Raw genomic sequence first — 21,836 nt, 5'->3', positions numbered from 1 at the left:
GTGATATGGCCGGGAACGAAGTTGTACCCGTGAACTTCAACGATTACTTTTCCATCAATATCACCTCAGTAGGAGTTTCAGAATACGGGCGGGATTTCGGTTTATCAGCTTTCCCGAACCCGGTGCAGAGTGGTGCCGCTGTTAATCTTAAGCTTTCGGAGCCCATTGACCGTGCGGTTGTTCAATTGCTCAGCGCCACAGGGCAAACCATGTGGCAGCGCGATGAGGCACGTATGGAGGCCGGGCTTCATGTGATTCCAATGGCTGCCAATGCATCGGGTATGTACTTCTTGCGTATCCAAACACCGGATAGTTCGCAGATCATTAGAATTGCTGTTGTGGATTGATCACACAGTTATTCCGGCTTTCTGATAGGAGGAACCTTATAAAGTTTCGCCTCTCCCAAGTCAAAAGGGAGAGGCGTTTTTTTTTAAGTTCTTTTTGGCGAGCGTAGGAGCGCTCTTCTGAATCGTGGGTTGGCGACTTTAAAGTCGTGATGGTATTATTCGGTCTGTTATTCAGTGGTTTAATATTGGTTTTTTTGTGTTGATATATTGACAGGGCTCAAAAATGTTGTTTATTTGTCGCATATACGACACAACCTTTTAATAAATGTCCGTTTAAGGACTAAACCAATCTTTAGAAACTCTAATCACAGACCCATAAACCAAACCACACTCTCATGAAAACGATGAATACTCTGCGCCATCATATTTTGATGGGCGCTATTATCCTTGCTACAGGGGTTCAAAGTATAGCACAAGAATGGAATGCAGCAAGAGCCTGGAACGAAGAGCTTTTGTATGCCATTACCCAGGATTTCGGCCGCCCCACCGTGCATGCCCGAAACCTTTGGCACAGCAGTATGGCCATGTACGATGTATGGGCTGCTTATGAGCCAACCCACGACACCTACCTGTTGGGCCAAACACAAGGGAGCTATTTTGCTCCTTTCGAGGGGGTATCGATACCCGAAGATGCAGAAACCCTCCGGGCCCATCGCGAGGAGGCAATCTCTTTTGCCATGTACAGGCTGATGCTACACCGGTTTCAGAACGCTCCACAGGCCGGCTATCCCAACATCATTGCCAGCATGAATCAGCGGATGGATGACAGCGGGTATGACCGCTTTAATGACTCTACAGATTACATCAATGGTGGCCCAGCCGAGTTTGGAAACTACGTTGCCCAACAGGTTATTGCATTCGGATTTACGGATGGTTCCAATGAGCAGAATGGTTATAGTAATCAAGTGTACTTTAGCCAGAATGACACCATTTTTCCTGAAAGTCCGGGTAACCCAACGCTCATCAATCCCAACTGGTGGCAACCCATTAGTCTGAGCGGGCAGCTTGATCAGGCCGGAAATCCGATATTCAATGCCCCGCCGCATTTGTCTGGCGATTGGGGTTTTGTACACCCTTTTGCGCTCACGGAAGACCACATGGAGGTGAAGGAAAGAGATGGAATGAGTCTCAATGTGTATATGGATGTTGGTCCACCACCTTACCTGAATCCCGGTGAACACGCTGATATGGAGAACCTCTATAAGTGGGGGTTTGCTATGGTATCGGCGTGGCAGTCGTTTGCGGACCCCGATGATGGGGTGATGTGGGACATTTCACCCGCAAGTATCGGCAATGTTGGCATTGAAAACTACCCCCAGGAATTGACCGTTGAAGCATTTGAACAGTTTTACAATTTTAATGATGGAAATACGCTGCCCGGGACCGGACATGTGGTCAACCCCAAAACAGGACTTCCCTACGAACCGAACTTCGTGAAACGCGCTGATTATACCCGCTGTTTGGGTGAATTTTGGGCCGATGGACCGGCATCCTATACACCCCCGGGGCATTGGTTTGAGATTGTCAATCACCAGGTACTCGACCACCCGGAATTTGAGCGAAAATGGATGGGGCAAGGCGAAGAAATGGACGACCTGGAATACGATGTGAAATTGTATTTTACACTTGGTGGAGCCATGCATGATGTGGCTGTATCTGTGTGGAGTATCAAAGCTTATTACGATTACATTCGCCCGGTGTCTGCCATACGCTATATGTGTGAGGTGGGCCAATCCTCCGATAGTACACTGAGTAATTATCACCCTCACGGCATGCCTCTCAACCCGGGTTTTGTTGAAGTGGTTGAGCCGGGAGACCCTCTGGCCGGTGATAATGACGAGAATGTGGGCAAAATCAAAGTTTTTTCATGGAAGGGTATCCCACACGTTAACTACCAGGATGAGGACTTACTCCTCCATCCATTGGATTATGCCGGTTGCGACTGGATATTGGGTGAAGAGTGGTGGCCCTTTATGCCCGGTAAGTTTGTGTCTCCTCCATTCGCAGGGTATATTTCGGGTCACTCTACATTTTCAAGTACTGCTGCTCAGGTACTCGAGCAAATTACCGGAGATCCTTATTTCCCCGGAGGAATGGGTGTCTGGAATTTTTCTCAAAACGAATATCTCGAAGTAGAGCAAGGGCCTTCAGAAGATTTTCAAATGCAGTTTGCAACCTACCGCGACGCATCCGACCAGGTGAGTCTGTCTCGTATTTACATTGGGATTCATCCTCCTCAGGATGACATCCCTGGTCGCTTTCTCGGTATGGAACTAGGTGATATGAGCGTGAATTTTGCCAATGAGTTCTTCAACTCAAACCGACCTTTTGTAGAGGAATTCACCCCAAATCAAACCGTGTACAATCTCGACGACGTGGACGGCGTGCTTTCCATTCAAATTATCTACGACAGGGAAATGGATGAAAACGTGAGTCCTGGTATTGATTTTCTTGAGGATAATCCTCTTGAAAATTCGCTGGAGCTTTTGGAAGCCAGCTGGATTTCAGCTACCACTTATCAGCTTCAGTACACCATTTTAAACGGCGATGAAAAGCTTGATAACATTCATGTGCAGGTTCAACATGCTCAAGATTCGGATGGTCGGGTTCAGAACATTACGCTCGTTTCAAAACCTTTTCTGATAGATACAGATCGACCTGAAGTAGTGTTGGTTACCCCAAACCAAACTATTCTGAACGACGAGTTGGCTGCCGAAGGTGCGTTTGTTATGCTGATTGAAATGAATGAAGCCTGCGATACAAGTATCCCTCCGGTGATTGGATTTAACAGCACAGAAGACCTCAGCTCAACACTCATTTATCTGCCCGATGGAAGCCAGTGGATAGATCCTTTTCACTTTGAGGCGCACTTTGATTTGATGGATAACAACGAGGAGATTGACGGAATTGGTATTGAAATTTCCGGCATACTCGATGAAGCGGGCAATGAGCAAGAGCCATTTGATTTGGACGAATTGTTCAGTATCGACACGAAAAATCCTTTATTGGACGACCAGGTTGTAACTCCATTTGTACTGAATATCCAGTCTATCATGAACAACGCGCTCACTATTGACTGGTATTTTGATGAACCGATGAATACTTCGCTTACCCCTTCGTTCAGCTTCCCCAACGATAATCCTATGGGAACGTCGTTAACGTTGAACAGCGCATCATCGGGTTGGCAGGGAACTGAGGGTAATCACTACAAGATGGCCTTTAACCTGCTGCCTCCTGAGAATGAGTTTTTCGATATTGTACTTACAGTCTCAAACTTCCGCGATTTAGCAGGTAACAGCCTTCTGGAAACCACCTACGAAGACCTCTTCATTATTGATACCAAAAGGCCGACTATCACAGATATGCAGCCTTCGTCAACCATCATTTCTGATGGCGATGTGGGTACTTCGGGATTCCAGATTCTAATCTCCTATGATGAGCCGATGAATCAAGAGTTAAATCCAGTTGTTACATTGAGTGCAGACGTGACTATTTCAAATTCCATATACTTCGATTCCTTTGTTAGTGAATGGTTGGATGAAACCACCTTTGAGGCGCGGTTTAACGTAACCGACCAGAATGTTGAAGTGGAAGATATTAACATCTCAGTGGGCTTTGCGCAGGATGCCGCTGGTAATTCACAGAATTCACTGGCTATTGAAGACTGGATTGACCTCGATACGCGCAATCCGGAGCTTTTGGTGCTGAGCGCCAACACATACATGGTAACCGATATGCATACCGGAAATGCCGGATTGACTTTCCTGATGATTTTTGACGAAACGATGGACCAAAATGAGCAACCCGCTATGCAGTTTGCAGGTCCGGTTAATCTGGATAATACCCTTGTGTTAAACACTCAGGAATCTGTGTGGATCAACACAGTAACCCATCAGGTTGCATATGATGTGGTCGATGACGAACTTCAGGTGGAGGATATAGACGTGTTGGTGGTAAATGCACGTGATATGGCCGGGAACGAAGTTGTACCCGTGAACTTCAACGATTACTTTTCCATTAACATCACCTCAGTAGGAGTTACAGAATACGGGCGGAATTTCGGTTTATCAGCTTTCCCGAACCCAGTGCAGAGTGGTGCCGCTGTAAATCTTAGGCTTTCGGAGCCCATTGACCGTGCGGTTGTTCAATTGCTCAGTGCCACAGGTCAAACCATTTGGCAGCGCGATGAAGCCCGGATGGAACCAGGAATTCATGTGATGTCAATGTCTGGAATAGCCTCAGGATTATATTTTCTGCGCGTTCACACTGAAGTCAACTCACAGATTATTAGAATTGCTGTTGTTGAGTAACCGTGGCCTGAAGCCCTAAAATTATTTCGCGCCGTACTGGAGAGTACGGCGCGATTTGTTTATCTTTACACCGCTCTTGCAAGGAGCTTGAAATACCATCACAACCCGGAATGTGTGGGGAACGATGGAATTGAACCAACCTGTATTCAGATGTATCAGGAGCTGCAAGGTGTCTATCCTTACGTGGCTCCTTCTTACATTGTGCCTTCCAATGGCCAAAGCCCAAACGTTTTTTGACGTGGCTGATTCTTTGGGAGTGTCTGCCATTCCTACGAGTCATCAATATGGCAGCGGTATGAGCTTTTACGACTTTAATGAAGACGGTTGGGATGATCTCAGCTTTGTGATGGTTAATGACAGCATGGTTTTTTACATCAACAACGGAGGAACATTTGAAAAATCACCATCCTTTATTGATGGCCCTGGAATGAACAAGCACCTGGTTTGGGTGGATTACGACAATGACGGCGACCTCGACATTGCCGTTACGACCTTTGAGGGCCGCTACAGATTGTACCAAAACGACGGCAATTTTAATTTTACAGATGTATCCGAGCAGGCAGGGCTTATACAAGCCAACGAAAGGCACTACGGAATTACTTTTGGCGATTACGACCGCGACGGCTACCTGGATATGTATGTTACAGTGTACGAACAACTGGGAACGCCCGAGCAAAACTGGACCCGCCTCAATCATCTCTACAGAAACAATGGCGACGGCACCTTTACCAATGTTACATTGGAGGCCGGAGTGGGTGATGGCATCCGTTTGTCATTCAAGGGTGTGTGGATGGATTACGACAATGACGGCTGGCCCGATCTGTTTGTGATTAATGACAGGGTTTACAAAAACAGCTTGTACCGCAACAATGGCGACGGGACCTTTACCGATGTATCCGTCGAGGCCGGAGTTGAATTGGGAGGCCAGGATCCTATGACGGCCACTGTAGGAGACTTTGACAACGACGGTGACTTAGATATATACATGACCAATACCAACTCGCCTTTCAAAAGAGGAATGCTGTTGGTAAACAACGGAGACGGTACATTCAGCCAACTCGCGGAAGACTATGGTGTAGATGTATTTGGCTGGACCTGGGGAGCAGTATGGATAGATTTCGATAACGATACCGACCAGGACTTGTATGTAGCACATGGCCATCCTAATCTCGGTATCACAAACAACCCCAATTTCCTGCTCGAGAATATTGACGGTCTCTTTTTTGAAGAGGTTACAGAACAAGAAATGGCGGAGCCCGACATCAAGAAGAGCTATGGTGTTGCTCGCGGAGACTTCAACAACGACGGCTACTACGACATTGCAGTTATAAACCGAAACCCCGACGATGTGCAGTTGTGGCAGAATGCCGGAGGTGCCAATCATCACATTAAAATCACCCTTACAGGAACAGCCTCTAATCGCATGGCCATTGGCTCGTGGATTAAGGTTTTCATCAACGGAAACCAATACACCCAATACACCATGTGCGGTGAGAATTACATCTCGCAAAACTCCCAACATCACATTTTTGGTTTAGCCGATGCCGAAGTGGTTGACTCGGTGTGGGTAGAGTATAACCGGGGGCACATTGATAAGTACTACAATCTTACAGCCAACCAACATTATTATTTCACTGAAGGCGATACCTACCTTGCCTCTTTGGATGTTCAAGGCTCAACCACTATGTGCGCTGGGGATTCCGTGGTGTTGCACGCAGGCAATCATGAGTCATATCTTTGGAACACAGGTGATACCACCCAACAAATCGTTGTTACCCAACCCGGAAACTATTTTGCCCAGGTCACCAACGCGTTTCATGTGCAAACCACAACCGACACCGTAGAGGTTATTTTAGCTCTGGATCCTGAAATCAATTTTATGGCAACACATCCGCTTTGTCATAACGACAGCAATGGAAGTATAGCCCTCGAGAACCTGATGGGAAATGCAGCCTCAGAAGTTATTTGGTCCAACGGAATGACCGGAGTAACGATTGATAGCTTACCCGGCGGTGTTTACGATTACCAATTTGTGGATGTAAATGGTTGTAGTGCATCTGGTAGCGTATTACTTCAAAACCCCTTACCTCTCTCAGTGCAGGTCTTTACTTTTCCGGAAACTGCAGGAGATGACGGAGGTTTTAACCTAATCATCAACGGAGGAATTCCTCCTTACAATATTTATCTGGATAGTGTACTGGTTCAACCCATAATGGACAACCTGTCCTCAGGGATTTACCACCTGCTCGTGATGGATGCAAATGGATGTTCATTCGAAACAGAGCTCGAAATTGGTAATCTCGTTTCTTCGGAAAATTCGTTCGCGGGTAACTGGTCCTTGTTTCCTAATCCGGTTGTATCCGGAAGCGCGTTGTTTATCAGGTGCAACACGCAACAAATCGTTTCCCTGATAATTGTAGATGCCAAAGGAAAACAGATTTACCGCGATGATAAACTGGTGCTTGATGCAGGACAAAACCAGCTGAAAGTGCCTGCATTAGCAGCAGGTATATACCTTGTGAATGTTTGGGATGACGGGGTAGGGATGTCCTCACAGAAATTGATTATAACACATTGATATGAAACAAGTAAAGGGAGTCGGGTTTGAAAGGGCGAGGGCGTGTGTTCTTTCATTTGTAGCAGTTGTGCTGCTTGTTGAGGTGGTACAAGCACAGGGCTTTAGTAACGTTGCTCCTGCTCAGGGCATCTCACATTCGGTCAATACCGATATGTCTATCGGTGGAGCAGGGGTTGCCTTTTTTGATTTTGACAACGACGGCTGGGACGACATCACATTTATGCAAGTAAATGACAGTCTTGTGTTCTATAAGAATGTGAACGGAAATCTTCAGAAATTACCCTCATTTATTTACAGTGAATATGAAACCAAGCAGTTGCTCTGGGTGGATTATGACAACGACGGCGATTACGACGCTTTTTTAGTGACCTATGATGGCCCTTGTCGTCTCTATCAAAACAATGGAAATTTTGAGTTTACCGATGTTACCCTGGAATCGGGTTTGGAGATGCTTACATTCAACCTCAAGAATTACGGTGTCACCTTTGCCGACTATGACCGCGACGGCCATCTTGACTTTTACCTTGCACGTTATGTAATGCAAGGAGATGAAACGAATCCACTCCTCCAGAATGCACTCTACAGAAACAACGGCGACGGAACCTTTACCGATGTGACTGAAACAGCAGGTGTGGCCAACGGATTGCAACCCACCTTTATGGGGGTTTGGTTGGATGCCAACAACAACGGCTGGCCTGATTTGTATGTTATTAACGACCGTGTGCTTTGGGGAAACAGCTTGTACATCAACAACGGTGACGGAACCTTTACTGATTTTACCGAACAAAGCGGTGCCGGAATGTTTGGGGAAGACCCCATGTGTGCCGCTTTCGCAGATTATGACAACGATGGTGATTTAGATATTTTGTGCACCAATGGTGGACCGCCTACCAAGCCTCCACGTTTGTACAGAAACAATGGTAACACCACTTTCACGGAGGTAGGTCAGCAACTAGGGATACATGTGAATGAAACATTCATGTGCCAATGGGGAACATCTTTTATTGACGTGGACAACGATAGCTATCTCGACTTGTACATGACTACAGGGCTGCTTTTGCTAGACCCCACCAATGAAGACAGAAGCTATTTGTTTATGAGCAACGAGGCCCAATCGTTTACCGATACTCCTGAAATGTTTGACTTTAATCATGTGGCTGCCAGCTACTCGGTGGGTAAGGGAGACCTGAACAACGATGGCTTTGCTGATCTCGTGGTTTCCAACGCAAAAAATTTCGACTCATTTATCTGGCAGAACCAGGTGAATACTCCCAACCCCAACAACTACATCAAAGTAACCATCGAGGGCACCGTATCCAATACAATGGCTGTGGGCAGTTGGATTCACGTATATGCCGATGGTAAAGCTTATCACCATTACACGCGGTGCGGAGACAGCTTTGTGAGTCAGGACTCCCAACACCATATTTTCGGATTGGGCCAGGCAACGATGGTGGATTCAATTGTGGTGAACTACAGCCTCGGTCACACGGATGTGTACTACGACCTTGACGTGAACCAACACGTGTACCTTAAAGAAGGGGAGGGCTATCAGGCTTCTCTGTCTGTTTCCGGCGTGTTCTCTATGTGTAATGGCGACACCCTGATCCTGAATGCAGGTGATCATACCTCATACCTTTGGAGCAATGGTTCTACGGAGCAACATGTTTCAATAACCGAATCCGGATCATATTGGGTGCAGGTGCAAAGCGAAGAAGGCTTCGTGGCAAATTCGGATACATTGGTAGTGGTTGTGAACGACAATCCTGAAATTGATTTTACTACAACACAACCCCTTTGTTTTGGAGATGACAATGGGTCCATCAACATTGAGAACCTTCTTGGAATTCCACCGGCTTCTGTGGTTTGGAACAACGGTATGAGCGGTGAAACCATCGATAACCTTGTTGCCGGGCTTTACGACTATACCTTTGTTGACATGAACCAGTGCGAAGCCGAGGGTTATATCCTTCTGCAAGAGCCCCTTCCGCTTTCAGTACAGGTTTTTACCTTCCCGGAAACCAATGGAAACGACGGAGGATTTAATCTCCTTTTTAACGGTGGAACACCGCCTTATACTGTATTTCTCGACAGTGTTATTGCACAGCCCATAATGGATAATTTGTCTTCAGGTGAGTATCATTTGTTGGTGGTGGATACCAATGGCTGTACGTTTAAAGGACTGGTAATTATTGAAGGGACCGTTGGCATAGTTGATGTTCAAAATGCCGTCCCCTTGATTTATCCCAACCCCACTACGCGCAGTGGGTTTGTTCGTATTGAATGGGAACCGACTTTAAACCTCGACAAAATATTGGTCATCGACGCGGTGGGCAAACACTGCTACGACGTGGGTGTACCGCTTGGTTCAGGTTTTCTTGAACTTGACCTGGGAAGCAAGCTTCGCTCATCGGGCACATACCGCTTGCTGTTTTACAATCAGTTCGAATACATCGGTCAGCGCCAGATTATTGTGCTCGACTAGAGAAAGAGGAGCGGAGGGTGGTTGCAGTTGCGGCCCCATTTGCTTTACATTTACCGCATGATCCAATCGCGGAAAGATTACGAGTATTATCTCCTGGCCGATGAAATAGCCTTGGGCGTCATCCGGCCGGAAGGTATTTCAGGGTGGCTGAGAAATTTATTCTTTCCGCATCTTATCTGGGAGTTTCAGAAAGCATTGCGCAAGCTTGAGTACTTGCAAAATGTGAAGTCAGGATGGTTGGCGCGGGTGCAAAAGTTTTTCGTACTGCGCAGGTTTCGAAGGCTGTCGTACAAACTTGGCTTTAGCATTCCACCCAATGTCTTTGGGCCCGGATTATCCATTGCCCACTACGGAACCATCATTGTAAATGACCATGCACAAATAGGGGCCAATTGCCGCATCCACGCGGGTGTGAACATAGGCTCCAGAGCAGGTTTTGCGGGAGAAGCACCCAAAATAGGGGATGATTGCTACATCGGTCCGGGGGTCAAAATTTTCGGAGCCGTCACCATTGCTCATGGCACTGCTATAGGTGCCAATGCAGTCGTAAACAAATCATTTTCGGAGCCAAACAATTCTATTGCCGGAATCCCGGCCAAAAGCATTGGTGTGGTAAATACTCTCGAGTTTATCATTCCCGGAAGCATTTTGGCATTGCAACCTTTGCATGACCCCTTTTGGAGAGGAAAACCGGCGTCTGAGGTGCAGCACATGATGAAAGAACGCGGCCTCACGCGAACATAACCGAATTTATACTGTTGCCTTCCATGTTTAGTGGAAAAATACGAGAGCAACTCTCCGATTGAACAACGATATTTGCGCCCTTTGTTGCGAAGGTAGTGGTAAGGACAGGAATCATTCTGAAAGTATTTGGCTTGTTGCTTTTCGCGACGCAATCATTGCTCGCCCAACAAGTGCCCCGAAAATCTATACAGGCGGTTAGGATTGACGAGCCTATCCGGATTGATGGTTTTCTCGATGAACCTGCATGGCAAACAGCTATGCCCGCAACTGATTTTGTTCAAAACAACCCCCGACCAGGGAAACCTGCTTCGCAACCCACCGAGGTTCGATTGCTGTACGACGATGAAGCGCTGTATGTGGGAGCCACCCTGTTTGATGTCCACAACGATAGCATTGCCCGCCAGCTCAGCCAACGTGATCAAACCGAAAACGCCGACATTTTTGCCATTTACCTCGATACATACAATGACCGCCTTAACGCATTTCAGTTTATGGTGACGGCCTCGGGAGTGAAAGTGGATGTTAGGCTCTCACCGGCAGGAAATGACGTGAGTTGGGATGCCGTGTGGTACAGCGAGGTACACATTGAAGATGGAAATTGGTACGTGGAAATGAAAATTCCCTACTCAGCACTGCGCTTCCCCAAAAAAGATGTTCAACTATGGGGTGTAAACTTCTTTCGCGAAATAAGACGCTTTCGCGAGCAAAGCCATTGGAATTTTGTCAACCCTGCTGTGGATGGTTTTGTGAACCAGTTTGGCGTACTCGAAGGTATTTCCGGTGTTCAGGCTGATACCCGCCTGTTCTTTTTCCCGTATGCCTCTGCTTATCTGGAGAATGTGTCTGCACCCGGCGAGCCTTCTGTCAATAACACCATTATAAACGGCGGAATGGACATTAAATACGGTATCAACGATGCTTTTACACTGGATGTAACCCTCATACCCGATTTTGGCCAGGTGCTTCCCGATAACGAAGTGTTGAACCTCAGTCCATTCGAGGTGTTTTTTGTAGAACGGCGCCAGTTTTTTACCGAAGGAACCGAGCTGTTTAACAAGGGCGACATTTTCTATTCGCGGAGAATAGGAGGAAGGCCGGTGAACTATTTTTCCGTGGCGGGCCAGCTCGAACAAGGCGAGCACATCGTAGAAAATCCGCAGGAAACCCAATTGCTCAATTCAACCAAACTCTCGGGTCGAACCAATTCGGGCCTTGGTGTTGGAGTATTAAACTCGCTCACTGCGGCATCCTACGCAACCATTGAGAACGAACAGGGAGATCGCCGGCGCGTAATGACCAACCCTTTCTCCAATTACAATGTGTTTGTGGTGGATCAGAACCTCAAGAACAACTCTTACGTTTCGCTCATCAACACCAATGTTTGGCGCGAGGGCAGTACCTACGACGCCAACGTAACGGCCACAGATTTTCGTATCATGGATAAAACCAACACCTGGCAGGCAGCAGGCGTAGGAGCGATTTCGCAAAGGTTGATGCCCAATGAGGCAAACGATGTGGGGTTTCGCTACTTTATAGATCTCGCAAAAGTAAGCGGCAACCTTCAATACGGTATTGAGCATCAACTTGAGTCCGACCGATACAATCCCAATGACCTCGGGTTTCTCGCGGCAAATAACGAGATGGCCACACGCGCCAAAGTTGCGTACAACCTGTTTGAACCCTACGGAATGTTTCTGAGGTCGTGGACCAACTTTACCATCAGTCATTTCAGACTTTATAACCCTTCTACCTTTACCGGTTTTACATCCAGTCTGTCGCACAGAATGTTGTTTAAGGGATTCCTGATGGTGAACCTCTCTGTTTCTGGTGCACCCATTGGCTGGAAAGACTATTTCGAAACCCGAACCTTTCAACAGTTCTACCAGGCACCGCGGGCAATATGGGCCGGAGGTTGGTTTTCATCAGATTACAGTAAAGTTCTTGCGCTTGACGGTGGGGTGGATTACGCCAATTTTGATGAGAACAACCGCTGGGAGCTGTCGTACTACCTGTCTCCGCGATGGCGTGTGAGCGACAGGCTGTTCATCATACCTCGTGTCAACTTCAACGACCAGTTCGACGACATTGGCTGGGTAAACAACGACGCTCAAGGAAATATCATTTTCGGTAAACGAAACCGAAATACCATTGAGAACCTGCTTACTACGCGCTACAGTTTTGGCCCCAATATGGACTTGCTGTTCAGACTGCGTCACTACTGGTCGCGGGCGGTGTACGACCAATACTACATCGTTGAATCGGATGGCTCCTTGCTTCCCACCGACCACAGCATTAACCACGATGTGAATTTCAATGTGTTAAACATTGACCTCGCCTTCACATGGATTTTTACTCCGGGAAGCGAATTGAGTATCGTGTGGAAAAATGTAATCAATGAAGCCGGCGACGAGATCCCGGTAAATTACTTCAATAACGTGCAAAGCTTGGTGGATTTACCGCAGCTCAACAGTTTGTCTGTGAGGGTACTGTTTTTTGTGGACTACCTTTGGGTGAAGCCGGGAAAGAAGAAAACCCCTATTGGTTAGCCTACTTCTTTCCGCGCAGCAGATTAATGCTCACCGTGGCATACTCCGTATCGGGGTAGCGCCGAAATACATCCATATCCGGCTCGAGGCCAACCTCCCTGCAAACCTTGTGAAGTACATCTATTTCAACGATATACTGATCAGACAAACCGTGGGTTGCGTCGTAAGCCGTGGCGGCTGTTTGCCCGATATGACGTGCAGACAACTCAGGAGCAATGGTGTGCAGTTCAATCATCAGTAGTCCAAATCGCTGGAGGTAAGGCGCCCAGGCTGCAAAGTGCTCGCGCAAGTTGGCTTCAACATGGCTGTTCAATAAACGCTTTCCGCTGCTGGCAAAGGCTCCGGTGGATGAACTCGCGGTGGTTTTCACCTGCGATGGCTCCTTCCAGATTCGGTTGTGGTCCAGAAAAGTACGTACATTCAACAGGTCTCCCAAATCCATGTCGTAGTGCTCGCGCAAATCCTTGGCCAGACCGGCCGGGTTGCTGATGTCGCCCCAGATTACCTTGGCCCAGATATCGGCTTGAATGAGGGTGGCCCGGGTTGCCCGAAGTGCAGCCTCATTGTAATCTACACCCACAAGAAACAGCGGGTGTTCTTCAAGCATGGTTCCGCGTAGCGTGCGTTGTTCGATAACCTCAAAAATGTGTTTCAGGTAAGCGCCGTTCCCGCAGCCCATATCGAGCACGCCCTTGGGTTGTTCTTCAATCGGCCGGTTAAAGAGGTCAATGATCACTTCGTCCACCACCTTAAAGTAATTGCTGTGAGCGCCTCCGCTTCCCCACACATTCATTTCTCGATCTACGTGAAGTTCCTCTTTTCCGGGGTCTGATATCCTCAGTACGTCTGCATCGCCAAAAATGAGTGCGTCAATCTTTCTAAAAGTTGGCAAGTATGAAACAGTTACCCCGTAAGCGCTCGCCCGTTTTGCGAAGAAAAAACCCTTGTCGGTAAACCTGAAGTGACCATCCTTTTCGGTAAACCAGCCCATATCTGTGAGTATATACAGAAGTTCCCTAAAAAGTCCGGGGTTTTTGTGAAACTCCTCGGGCCGAAAGGAAGTGCTCATAAAATACTGGTGAAACATGCCGTTCATGCCCAAGCGCACAAGCGTTGGCCCCACAATGAAACCCTCTCTGTGAGCCATAATTTGTTGGTATATGCCGCGGTCCGGCTCGCTGGCCGGAATTTTCCGGGCCAGCTCTTGTTGCTCTTTGTGAACAGCTTGCAATTTCCGGAAGGGCGCTTCTTCAAACTTGCGCGGATGGAAGTTCCCCGAAAGCTCGAGCATCTCAACCACGCTTCGGTACATGTCGAACATCCCGAAAGCCTTTTCAGATTTTGCGTTGCTATCAATCCGCACTTCACCAGTTGAAGCGTTTACGTGATAATCAAGAAAGCCCTGCGAGGCGAGTACACGCAATGCCACATTAAGATATCCCGTGTTGGTCGAAAATTCCTCAGAAAGTGCATCTAAATCAATAGTTTGATCTTGTAAAATACGTTTGAGCACCCCATGCTGAGTGAGCGAATGAGCAATGGGAGCTGTAACCAGTCCGTCGAGATGTCTGAACAATTGTGCACGCATTTGACGCTTTTCCATAGGAAATGAATTTGATTGGTTGAGATTTCAAATGTAACAGCTTACTAAAACATGAATGCCCCACATCGGATTTTCCAGCCTCCGGGGTTCTAAAAATATGCTAAAAGCGAAGCCTTCTGGCGGTTTCATTTCTTAGAACCGTGGTTTTTTGTCATTTTTGAAAAAATTGATCGCACAACACAAACACAGAAAAATTAAATCATGAGAACATTAACAAAAGAGCTGCAGGACAAGATAACACCCAAAGAGGCCATTGAACTGTTGAAAAACGGGAACAAGCGCTTTCTCGAGAAACGCACAGCCGGACGAGATCTATTGAGTCAGGTAGAACAAACCTCCTCAGGTCAGCATCCATTTGCGGTAGTATTGAGTTGTATTGACTCTCGCGTACCGGCGGAGTTGGTTTTTGACCAGGGAATAGGCGACATATTTAGCTGCCGCGTTGCCGGTAACATTCTGAACGAAGATGTATTGGGAAGCATTGAGTTTGCTTGTGCTGCGGCTGGTTCAAAGGCTATTGTTGTGCTTGGTCATACAAAATGTGGAGCTGTGAAAGGTGCCTGCGACAAAGTGGAACTTGGAAACCTAACATCTTTGCTCAACAAGATTCAACCCGCGGTGGAAGCTGAAACTCAAACCACCGACGATCGTTCATCAGCCAACGGCGAGTTTGTAGATCGCGTAGCGCAGTTAAATGTTCAGCATGTGATGGATGAAATTCACAGAAGAAGTCCGGTGCTTGATGAAATGATCCGCTCCAAACAGATTGCCATGATAGGCGGTATGTACGATGTGGAAACTGGCCAGGTAGAGTTTTACGAAGATACGGCGCGGGTATAGTTACCCGGGCTTTCCCTATTTGGGCCTGATTGCTTTAGCGGTCAGGCCTTTTTTATGCGACGAATAAGGCCTATCTTTGGCTTTCACAGCGTAATTTTTGCTACGCCCGGTTATAGAGTATGCAGCGTTTAAAAGTTGGTTTTTTTCTGGTTGTTCTTTTATTGTTTTCAGGTTCTTGCCAGGAATCATCATCATCAGAACCCCAACAAAAATGGCCGAATCGGGCCTATGAGTGGGGACAGATAACGCTGGAGGCTACGGCCCGCGATACAGACCGTTTTAACCCTCGCCCCACCATCACTTCGCGGATACTTGCGCTCATCTGGACCTCGGTGTACGACGCGTGGAGCAGGTACGATGATTTTGCCGAACCCATGTACCTCCAAAATGTTGAGCGTGTTCCCAAAATGCTGCGAACCCTCGAAAACAAGGAAATCGCCATCAGCTATGCCGCCTACCGCGCATGTCTGCATTACTACTTTGCGGATTCGGTATTTTTTCGCACCGCCGTGGTTCAAATGGGCCTCGACCCAGATAACGAGAGTATTGACCCATCCACACCTGAAGGTTTGGGCAATCTCGCCGCCAAAATGGTGATTGAGTCGCGGCTGGAAGATGGATCCAATGAACTGGGTACAGACGGCATTCGCTACGCAGATTATACAGGCTACCTGCCGGTGAACCATCCTGATACAATGGTTGATATCGAGAAATGGCAACCAAAATATTTTGTGCGCGAAGAAACAGGCGAGCGTTTTGCCCCTGAGTGCCTGTCACCGCAATGGCACCTTGTGGAGCCTTTGCTGTTGGATTCAGCAAATCAACACCGTCCGGGGCCGCCACCTGCCATCGATTCAGAAGATTTGCTCAATCAGGTGCGTGAGGTTATTTCACTTCAAACCCATCTCAGTCCATGGCAAAAAGCCCTCGTTGAGTTTATGCGCGATGGTCCGCATTCTGTGCAGCAGGCAGGACATTGGCTCATTTTTGCCCAACATGTTTCTGAACGCGATCGCCATTCGTTGGACGAGGATGTGCTCATGTACTTTTGGGTAGAAGCCGTGGCTATGGATGCCTTTATTGCCTGTTGGGATGCTAAGATGTACTACGACTTTGCACGGCCTTATGCTTTGATTCGTGAAATTTTACCTGACACGACCTTTGTGGGATGGGCAGGGCCGGATAAGGGGTGGAGAGAAATGAAGGGTCGCGAATGGATTCCCTACTCGCCGTTTAGCTTTTTGTGTCCTCCTTTTCCGGCATACCCGTCCGGGCATAGCACGGTGAGTGGGGCATGTTCACATGCATTGAAGCTGTTTAAAGGAAATGACTTTTTTGACCACAGTGTAAGACTCAAGCCAGGGGCACTCACAGAGATTCTGGAATTTCAAAGCGATACCATTGAGCTTTATTTTGCCACTTTCACAGATGCGGCTGAAGCAGCGGGTATATCTCGTGTAATGGGGGGCTACCACATTCAGGCAGATAATATTGAGGGGTTGGAGCAGGGAAGGAGAGTGGCGCAATCGGGGTGGGATGTATTCAAAGCTCTTACCGGTTGGGACAGACGGCCGCCATTTCCGCAAAATCCCGCGCACACAACAATTACCCCCACAGGCACGTATTTTCGTTGATGGCACGTCTGTTGTTTCTGCTGTTTTTTTGCCCTGTGGTGTTGCACGCTCAGGAGGTGGTAAAGGTGGTTACCCTGTCAGAATTCATTGTGGAATCTGAACCCGATCTCGATCACGAAGAATTTATCCGTAAGGTGGTGAACGACAGCTCATTTTACCAGGCATACGTCAACCTTCGGTTCTATCCGCATCGCTATACCAGCAATCTCACAGTGTTCAATAAAGGAGGAGAAAAAGAGCAGGCAACGCTTTTTCGCGAGGCCACTTTGCACCGATACGATCGCATGGCCTGGGTGACCATTGACGAGGAAAAAACCAACGGCAAACTTTACAACCGAAAAGGTGAACACCGCTACCTCACCGCCGAAATGTTTGATGACGTGTTCTTTCCGCGAGAACGCTACTACCCAACCACCGAAATCAAGAGCATGGAACAGGAACTGACCAACGCCTCAACCATTGAAAAGTACAAAAGCCAGCTCAAGAAAATGTTGTTCAATCCCGGACAGGAAATTGCCAGTGTGCCTTTTATCGGCGACAAAGTAGCCTTGTTCAGTGATGAAATGATTCAGTACTACAACTTTCATATTTACCACACCATTTACGAAGGCCGCCCGTGCTATGTATTTGATGTGAGCGAGAAAGAGGGAAATAAAAAGAACGATACGGTCATCAAAAGCATGATTACCTATTTCGATCAGGAATCAATGAAAGTAGTGATGCGCGAATACGTGTTACAAAACGACATTATGCTTTTCAACTTTGATATTCACATCAAAGTGCTGAATCATATCATTGATGGTATTCCGGTACCAAAACGCATGGAGTATGACGGGTTTTGGAATGTGCTGTTCAAAAAACCGGAAGTTATCCGCTTTGATATTGACTTTTACGACTACGGTATCAACTAATCGTGGCCGGCAAAAGGATCCTCACCGCGATTGTTCCTTTTCCGCGGTTTGTCTTTGTTGGCTTCTTGATCGGCCTCAGATTGCTTGATATTGTCGCGCAATTGTTGCCCCACGTAGGTGCCTTCAATGATTTGCTGCTGAAAGTCTTTCATGGCCGAGGGTGAATGCGGAATAAGAATAGAGGTATTCTTTGAATTGGACCCCACATTGTTGAGGGTGTCAAAGTACTGTGTGAGCAGCACAAACTGCATCACTTCCTCGTGCGAAACTTCTTTGAGTGAACGCTGGAAGTCTTCTACCGATTCTTTAAAACCACGCACAATTTCAAGTCGCTGCTGCGCAATACCCTGTCCGGAAAGGCGCGTGCTTTCGGCGTGGGCTTCGGCTTTCTTTACAATGCGAATTTTTTCACCTTCAGCTTCTTCCAGGGCGGCGTATTTGTTGCGCTTTGCGGCGTTGATGTTGTTCATGGCAATTTTTACGCGGTCATCGGGATCAATGTCGGTAATAAGCGTTTTCACAATGCGAAACCCATACTCCTCCATAGCAGCACGCAGGTTTTGGGCAACGGCGAGTGCGATGTCTTCTTTTTTGGCGAATACGTCATCAAGGTCGAGCTTCGGTACCTCAGCTCGCACATCATCAAATACATACGATGAAATTTGCAGGCGCGGATCGTCAAGACTGTAAAAAGCTTCCCGCACGCGCTCGCTTTTTACCTGGAACTGAACCGATATTTTGAGCTGCACAAAAACGTCATCCAGTGTTTTGGTTTCCACATCTACATCCAGTTGCTGTACGCGAAGATTTACAATACCTGCATTGCGCTCTACAAAGGGTATAATGAGATTGAAACCTGAAGTGGCAATACGGTTGTATTTCCCCAGTCGCTCAATGGCAACGGAGGTTTTTTCTTTTACAATGATTACTGATTTAAGTACCAAAAACACCACCACCACAATCAGGATGATGTTGGAGAGAAACATGTTAATAAAGTCCATACTTTCGTTCATAAGGGGTAAGCATTTGTTGAAGGGTAAAGGTAACCTTTTCGGGGCGATTCTTGTTCGTTACGAAATTATTAAGTTGTGATTACATTAGCAGCATGAAGCATACATGGGGAATTTTGATGTGCACCTTGTTGATTTCAGCCGGTGCACACGCGCAAAAAGTGGAGGCTTATGGCCTGTTTACGGGCAAAGGAAAGAAAACCACCTTTGAGAAAATGGCCCGCGATGCCGCCCGTGCTCAGGTGGTGTTGTTTGGCGAATACCACGACGACCCGATAGCCCATTGGATGCAATTGAAACTTGCGCAGGATCTACACCAACGCGGTAACCTCGTAATGGGTGCCGAGATGTTTGAACGGGATACCCAGCATTTGTTGGATGCATACCTCGCAGGAGAGCTGGAAGACAAGGAGTTTAGAGATACGGTGCACTCCATTTGGAGTAACTACGCCACCGATTACAAACCATTGGTAGATTTTGCCCGTGAACAGAACATTCCTTTTGTGGCCACCAATGTTCCGCGATACATGGCTTCGGCAGTGTACCGTGGAGGTTTTGAAAAACTGGAAGAACTCAGCGACGAAGAGAAGGAGTGGTTACCTCCATTGCCGCCGCCATATGACGCGTCGCTTCCTGGCTACCAGGCTATGCTCGAAATGGGCATGGGGCACGGTGGCGATAACTTTCCCAAAGCGCAGGCCATTAAGGATGCTACCATGGGTTGGTTTATTGTACAGAACCTGCCCGACGAAGGCATTTTTCTGCACTTCAACGGAAGCTATCACAGCAACAACTATGAGGGTATTTACTGGTACCTGAACCAATATGCCAGTGACCTTCGGATTTTCACGATCACAACCGTACGTCAGGAGGATGTATCCAGACTTGACCCCGAAAGCCGTGGTTTGGCAGATTACATCCTGGTGGTAGATGAGGATATGACGAGGACGTACCGGTAGTCTCAATCAAAAAAAAAACGATCCCCTTTCAGAGACCGGTTTTTCACTTGGGTGCTATTCGGGAAGCAATTACTTCACCACACTGATTTTTACCGTGTCAAAATCTTTGTTGTTGACGATGAGTTTGGCAATGTAGATACCTGCGGGCCATTCGTTGAGGGTAGCTTTCCGGAAATCCCATTTCAAAACCGAGTCAAATAGATATTTATTCCTTGAAAAGGTTCGGGGGAGAAATCTCATTCAGTTCATACCATGTCTCGTAAGAGATTTCTCCCCCCGAAGCATTTCGGGGCGCAGCTCCTGTCGTCGCTGCTTCGGACGCTCCTTGATTTACCTACATTTCCGCAATGGTGTACCCCTCACCTTCGTAAATAACGCCGTTCACAATAAAAAACAACAACTCCCCATTCTGGTCATGAATGGCGTTGTGGGCGTTGGTAGCCTGCTGACCCATGTAATCAACATCCTGAATGGCATTGGGCGGAATGGGGAGAGGTTCTGGAACGGGTGCAGCTCCTCCAGCGGGAAAGATTAAAGCTCCATTTGGATTTGACCAAACTGTATTTTGCGCTACACTTCCCTGACAAGGATGTTGTGCTTTGGCGGCCGGGGCTGCGCACAGCAGTCCTATGCCTGCGACGATTGTCGCAAGTAAACTTAAATGTTTCATCGTATTGGTTTTTTAAGATTAGACTTAGTTTTCAATTACGATCGACCGTGCAGAACGAATCTCTTAAAAAAAAAAAAAAAGTACATAATTTTGTGCTGAAAAGATATTCACATTTTATTCACAACCTGTCTTTTTTCACGGATTGATTTATTAGCTTAGCACCATGATTGCTACACTTCGTGTTTTGTTGATAACTGTTTGGATCCCGCTTCATACTGCTTGTTGGGGGCAAATGGTTTACTATCAGGATACTTTTAAAGGAGGCGTAACAGGAGGTGGTTTTAACCCAAGCGCTATCTCGCATTTCCCTGGTTCAATCGAGCTTTACATCGAACCAGGCAGCACTGTTCGTAAGGCTCTTCTTTTTGTTGGGGTTTACAATGCAGCCGAGACCTTCAAAACGGCTTTATTGAATAATAACTCTGTTGACTTAAATGCTTATTCAGGTTCTCTCAGCGCTCCATTCACATTTTGGAGTAGTAGCTTACCAGCCCCTATACTTATGAGATCTCTTATTATTGATATTACTGAGAAAGTCTCCTTTTCTACTAATGGTGCAACTACCATAGCGGTAGCGCCACCTGAGGAGCAACTGAATGTGGTTTCTGGTTATGGTCGATACGTCGAGTACTATGTTTTGATTACATACAGTAATAATCAAATGGAGGAAATTTCCACATTGGCGCTTGTAAATGAAACCAATTGCGCGGCTACTATGAACTACGTGATTGCCGACATGAATCCTATCGATACGTCCAAAACAATTGGGCTTTCAGTTCACGGGAGTCAATTCTGCAATATAACCGGTGATGGCAGTTATGTGTCAGTGAATAACCAACCTGTTGGCCTTATAGGAGGGAAAGATACAAACAATATTGGGGCTTGCTCTGGCTCAACCGGCACTTTCTATTACCAAAACCAACAGCTTTATGGTTTAAGTGACGACACCGCCAACGTAACCATGCACGGCCCCGATGCCCTGGCAGATATTTCACCCTATTTAACGGGTACCACGGAATTGGAGGTGCGCTTTGATTACCAGTTAGAAACTCCGCCCAATTTCCCTCAAAGCAACCCCATCTGGCAACTCTTCTTTGCCTACACCAGCATCTGTGAGGCATTTGAAACCACCCTTACCGAGCGGGTAAAGATGTGCGCCAATGTGAGCAGCGTGCAATTAGAAGCTACCGGAGGCCAGA

Annotated in this window: 14 protein-coding genes; 11 read left to right on the top strand and 3 right to left on the bottom strand. The window is 47.2% G+C overall.

The window, feature by feature from the left end:
- The first annotated feature begins 5 nt into the window (after positions 1–5).
- The 6 genes from EA392_05980 to EA392_05955 all read left to right on the top strand — a co-directional run bounded on the left by EA392_05980 (position 6) and on the right by EA392_05955 (position 13,010).
- Entirely contained in the window at positions 6–347 is a 342-nt protein-coding gene (locus EA392_05980) for a T9SS C-terminal target domain-containing protein (protein TVR39617.1), read from the top strand.
- A gap of 335 nt (positions 348–682) precedes the next feature.
- Complete coding sequence (locus EA392_05975) at positions 683–4,657, top strand: T9SS C-terminal target domain-containing protein (protein TVR39616.1); 3,975 nt, start codon at positions 683–685, stop codon at positions 4,655–4,657.
- Between the two features lie 124 nt (positions 4,658–4,781).
- Positions 4,782–7,235: a T9SS C-terminal target domain-containing protein gene (locus EA392_05970; protein TVR39615.1), complete on the top strand. Its 2,454-nt coding sequence runs from the start codon at positions 4,782–4,784 to the stop codon at positions 7,233–7,235.
- Position 7,236: 1 nt separating this feature from the next.
- Positions 7,237–9,720, top strand: coding sequence for a CRTAC1 family protein (locus EA392_05965; protein TVR39614.1), 2,484 nt, complete (start codon positions 7,237–7,239; stop codon positions 9,718–9,720).
- 57 nt (positions 9,721–9,777) lie between these two features.
- Positions 9,778–10,464 (top strand): serine acetyltransferase, encoded by a 687-nt coding sequence (locus EA392_05960; GenBank protein TVR39613.1) that lies wholly within the window; start codon positions 9,778–9,780, stop codon positions 10,462–10,464.
- 95 nt (positions 10,465–10,559) lie between these two features.
- A complete protein-coding gene (locus EA392_05955; protein TVR39612.1) occupies positions 10,560–13,010 on the top strand; it encodes a hydrolase in 2,451 nt (816 codons plus the stop codon).
- A gap of 1 nt (position 13,011) precedes the next feature.
- Here the strand turns inward: EA392_05955 and EA392_05950 are convergent, their stop codons facing one another.
- Entirely contained in the window at positions 13,012–14,613 is a 1,602-nt protein-coding gene (locus EA392_05950; protein TVR39611.1) for a class I SAM-dependent methyltransferase, read from the bottom strand.
- A 201-nt stretch (positions 14,614–14,814) separates the two neighbouring features.
- Here EA392_05950 and EA392_05945 point away from each other — a divergent pair, with 201 nt between their 5' ends.
- The 3 genes from EA392_05945 to EA392_05935 all read left to right on the top strand — a co-directional run bounded on the left by EA392_05945 (position 14,815) and on the right by EA392_05935 (position 17,998).
- A complete protein-coding gene (locus EA392_05945; GenBank protein ID TVR39610.1) occupies positions 14,815–15,453 on the top strand; it encodes a carbonic anhydrase in 639 nt (212 codons plus the stop codon).
- 119 nt (positions 15,454–15,572) lie between these two features.
- The gene (locus tag EA392_05940; protein ID TVR39609.1) at positions 15,573–17,087 is read left to right on the top strand and encodes a phosphatase PAP2 family protein; all 1,515 of its coding nucleotides are present in this window, start codon (positions 15,573–15,575) and stop codon (positions 17,085–17,087) included.
- Positions 17,087–17,998 (top strand): hypothetical protein, encoded by a 912-nt coding sequence (locus tag EA392_05935; protein ID TVR39608.1) that lies wholly within the window; start codon positions 17,087–17,089, stop codon positions 17,996–17,998. The genes EA392_05940 and EA392_05935 overlap by 1 nt, the downstream gene beginning before the upstream one ends.
- On the opposite strand, the gene EA392_05930 is transcribed toward EA392_05935, so the two are convergent.
- A complete protein-coding gene (locus EA392_05930) occupies positions 17,995–18,999 on the bottom strand; it encodes an SPFH domain-containing protein (protein TVR39618.1) in 1,005 nt (334 codons plus the stop codon). The genes EA392_05935 and EA392_05930 overlap by 4 nt on opposite strands.
- Positions 19,000–19,103: 104 nt before the next feature.
- Here EA392_05930 and EA392_05925 point away from each other — a divergent pair, with 104 nt between their 5' ends.
- Complete coding sequence (locus tag EA392_05925) at positions 19,104–19,967, top strand: iron-regulated protein (protein ID TVR39607.1); 864 nt, start codon at positions 19,104–19,106, stop codon at positions 19,965–19,967.
- Between the two features lie 334 nt (positions 19,968–20,301).
- Here the strand turns inward: EA392_05925 and EA392_05920 are convergent, their stop codons facing one another.
- Positions 20,302–20,637 carry a hypothetical protein gene (locus tag EA392_05920; protein ID TVR39606.1) on the bottom strand — a complete coding sequence of 112 codons (336 nt, stop codon included), beginning with the start codon at positions 20,635–20,637 and terminating at the stop codon, positions 20,302–20,304.
- 661 nt (positions 20,638–21,298) lie between these two features.
- Between EA392_05920 and EA392_05915 the strand changes: the two genes are divergently transcribed.
- On the top strand, positions 21,299–21,836 hold a 538-nt coding region (locus tag EA392_05915; protein TVR39605.1), incomplete at its 3' end, for a hypothetical protein.

The organism is Cryomorphaceae bacterium (assembly GCA_007695365.1).
GTDB lineage: Bacteria > Bacteroidota > Bacteroidia > Flavobacteriales_D > SKUL01 > SKUL01.
The sequence above is the reverse complement of the archived record's forward strand: the minus strand, read 5'-3'. Positions and strand labels throughout refer to the sequence as shown.